Source organism: Kitasatospora putterlickiae (assembly GCF_039527695.1).
In the GTDB taxonomy this organism is placed as follows: domain Bacteria; phylum Actinomycetota; class Actinomycetes; order Streptomycetales; family Streptomycetaceae; genus Kitasatospora; species Kitasatospora putterlickiae.
Genome location: NZ_BAAAKJ010000281.1, coordinates 8,807 through 11,701, shown reverse-complemented (window position 1 = coordinate 11,701; position 2,895 = coordinate 8,807). Strand labels below are relative to the sequence as shown.

Here is a 2,895-nt window from a genome sequence, read left to right as displayed (position 1 = left end):
CGCCGGCGCCGGCCGCCCGGCCTCGCACCTTCCCCCTCTTCTTCCCAGCAGTGGAGTCCCGATGAACGAACACACCCCGCAGCGCTGGGCGCGCCGCATCCGGATGGGCCGGCACGCCACGACGGTCACGGCCGCCGCCGGGCTCGCGCTGACCGCGTTCGCCCCGACCGCGGCCACCGCCGCACCGCGCCCGGACGTCGTGCAGCAGCGCCTCGACGCGCTGGTGAAGGAGGACGGGATGCCCGCCGCCCTCGCCACCGTCAAGGGGCGCGACGGCCGCAGCCGCACCTACACCGCCGGTGTCGGCGACCTGGCCACCGGATCCGGGGTCCCGGTCGACGGGCAGATCCGGGCCGGCAGCAACACCAAGGCGTTCACCGCCGTCGTCGTCCTGCAACTGGTCGCCGAGGGCAAGGTCGGCCTGGACGCGAGCGTGGACACCTACCTGCCGGGTCTCCTGCGCGGTGACGGCTTCGACGGCCGGACCATCACGGTCCGCCAGTTGCTCCAGCACACCAGTGGCCTGCCCGACTACATGGACGCCCCCGCGCTGACCGACTTCATCACCATCCAGTACCGCTACTTCGAGCCGCGCGAACTCCTCGACGGGGCACTGGCCCAGAAGGCGCTGTTCGCCGCCGGGACCGACTGGATGTACAGCAACACCAACTACCTGGTGGCCGGCCTGCTGATCCAGAAGGTCACCGGCCGACCCTTCGGCGAGGAGGTCACCAAGCGCGTCATCGACCGGATCGGCCTGCGCCACACCTACGTCCCGGCCACCGGGGAGACCGCCCTCCGCGAGCCCCACCCGCACGGCTACCTGAACACCGGCCCGGGGGTGCCGCTGGTCGACTACACCGCGATGGACTCGTCCATGGCCTGGGCCGCGGGGGCGGTGGTGTCCACCAACACCGACCTCAACACCTTCTACGGTGCGCTCCTGGCGGGCCGGCTGCTGCCCGCCGCCCAGCTCGCCCAGATGCGCACCACCGTCCCGACCGAACTCCTGGGCCCCGGCGTCCGCTACGGCCTGGGGATCCAGAGCAGGCCACTGACCTGCGGCGGCCTCGTCTGGGGCCACGGCGGCACCGCCCCGGGCCACCGGAGCCGGGGCGGCGTCACGGAGGACGGCCGCGCCGTCAACATCACCGTCACCACCATCCCGGACGCACCCACCGCCGGCCGCATGACCGAGGCGGTCGACGCGGCCCTCTGCCGCTGACCCCGACCCGGACCGGCGGACCACTTCGCCCCGAGCCGGAGCGCGGGGGTGCACGCCGGGCGTGGGGTGGTGAGTGGGGGGTGCGAATCGGACTTCCGCCCCGGTGTGCGCCTGGGGGCGGAAGTGCGGGCGAGCAGGTCTGCGGCGGAGAGCAGGTGAGGTGGAACGCCTTCAGCGAGGGGGAGTTGAGTGCCCGGCGGGTGGCCGCCGTCCGAGGGCCCGGCAGCCGGTGGGCGCGTCCGGCGTGAACGGCGGGGCGCCGGGGTGTCGAGGGGAGTTTCGGACTTCACGGGGAACGGCCTGATTCCCGGGCTTACGCTGACGGAGCGTCCGGCGGGCACGGTGGGTGCCCATCTGTGTGCGGACAGTTCCGTGGGTGGAGAACAGGGGAGGCCGAAATGGCTGAGGTTCGGGGCGGCGGCGAGAGCGGCGATGCGCGGCCGCAGTTGGACGAGGACCTGTCGGAGGTGTCGGACTTCCTCAAGGCGATCGGCCGGCAGATCAAGATCCTGCGTGAGCTGGCGGGGCTGACGCAGAAGGAGTTCGCCAAGGAGGTCGGCTACACCGAGAGCCTGATCGGCGCGGTGGAGCAGGGGAAACGGACGCCACAGCGGGAACTGCTGGAGGCGTCGGAGCGGGTGCTTGACGCGAGAGGGCTGCTGATCGCCACCGCGAGCGACATCGAGCGGGCGAAGGCCAAGGCGCGCGTGCGGCACCCCGAGTGGTTCCGGAACTACGCCGGTCTGGAGGCTGAAGCCCTCGAACTTCACGACTGGAGCGCGTACCTGGCGCCGGGACTGCTCCAGACGGAGGACTACGCCCGGGCCGTGTTCCGGATGCGGCAGCCGTTGCTGACGGAGGAGACGGTCGAGACCCGGGTAGCGGCTCGGATGGCGCGGCAGGAGATTCTCACGCGGTGGCCCCGGGCTGTCTTCAGCTGGGTGATCGACGAGAGCGTGCTGTTCCGACGGCTTGGTGGTCCGGCGGTACACAGGGCGCAGCTCGAAAGGTTCCTGGAGATCGGCAACACCCGTGGCATGACGCTTCAGATCATGCCGGTGGACCGGGCCGAGAACGCCGGTATGGACGGTTCCTTCAAGCTGTTCACGCCCAAGGGGCGTCCGCAGACCGGCTACTTGGAGGTTCAGATGAACGGTAGGCTCATCACGGACGCGGAGGAAGTCCGCCTCCTGAATGCGCGATACGGCACCCTCAGGGCGCAGGCACACTCCACGCAGGAGTCCCTGTCCTTGATCGAGAAGATGCTGGGAGAGCGATGAGCGGCGATCTGGTGTGGTTCAAGAGCAGTTACAGCGGTGGCGAGGGCGGCGACTGCGTTGAGGTCGCCGAGACCGCTGACTCCGTGTTGGTGCGTGATTCCAAGGACAAGTCCGGCCCCCAGCTCACTTTTTCCCCGGCCGCGTGGCAGTCCTTCGTCGAGTTTGCGCGGTCGGCGTGATGAGCGGCGACCTGGTGTGGTTCAAGAGCAGCCACAGCGGTGGTGAGGGAGGCAACTGTGTCCAGGTTGCCGAGACCACCGAATCCGTCCTGGTGCGTGATTCGAAGGACAAGTCCGGTCCTCAGCTCGCCTTTTCGGCGGCCGCATGGCAGTCCTTCGTGGAGTTCGCCCAGTCGGTCTGACGGAGCGTTCAGCAGGCCGTCCGCCGTTC

The 2,895-nt window shown here is 70.2% G+C and carries 4 protein-coding genes; all 4 read left to right on the top strand.

Features of this window, described 5'->3' with window-relative positions; translation table 11 throughout:
* Positions 1-61 precede the first annotated feature (61 nt).
* Complete coding sequence (locus tag ABD308_RS27575) at positions 62-1,225, top strand: serine hydrolase domain-containing protein (protein WP_344339965.1); 1,164 nt, start codon at positions 62-64, stop codon at positions 1,223-1,225.
* A gap of 398 nt (positions 1,226-1,623) precedes the next feature.
* Complete coding sequence (locus tag ABD308_RS27570) at positions 1,624-2,505, top strand: helix-turn-helix domain-containing protein (protein WP_344339963.1); 882 nt, start codon at positions 1,624-1,626, stop codon at positions 2,503-2,505.
* Positions 2,502-2,684, top strand: a complete 183-nt coding sequence (locus ABD308_RS27565) for a DUF397 domain-containing protein (RefSeq protein ID WP_344339960.1) — start codon at positions 2,502-2,504, stop codon at positions 2,682-2,684. The genes ABD308_RS27570 and ABD308_RS27565 overlap by 4 nt, the downstream gene beginning before the upstream one ends.
* Positions 2,684-2,866 carry a DUF397 domain-containing protein gene (locus tag ABD308_RS27560; RefSeq protein ID WP_344339958.1) on the top strand — a complete coding sequence of 61 codons (183 nt, stop codon included), beginning with the start codon at positions 2,684-2,686 and terminating at the stop codon, positions 2,864-2,866. The genes ABD308_RS27565 and ABD308_RS27560 overlap by 1 nt, the downstream gene beginning before the upstream one ends.
* Positions 2,867-2,895: the final 29 nt, after the last annotated feature.

Coding starts and splice junctions, on each gene's coding strand:
- ABD308_RS27560 (WP_344339958.1), top strand. CDS start 2,684: ATGAGCGGCGACCTGGTGTGGTTCAAGAGCAGCCACAGCGGTGGTGAG.
- ABD308_RS27575 (WP_344339965.1), top strand. CDS start 62: ATGAACGAACACACCCCGCAGCGCTGGGCGCGCCGCATCCGGATGGGC.
- ABD308_RS27570 (WP_344339963.1), top strand. CDS start 1,624: ATGGCTGAGGTTCGGGGCGGCGGCGAGAGCGGCGATGCGCGGCCGCAG.
- ABD308_RS27565 (WP_344339960.1), top strand. CDS start 2,502: ATGAGCGGCGATCTGGTGTGGTTCAAGAGCAGTTACAGCGGTGGCGAG.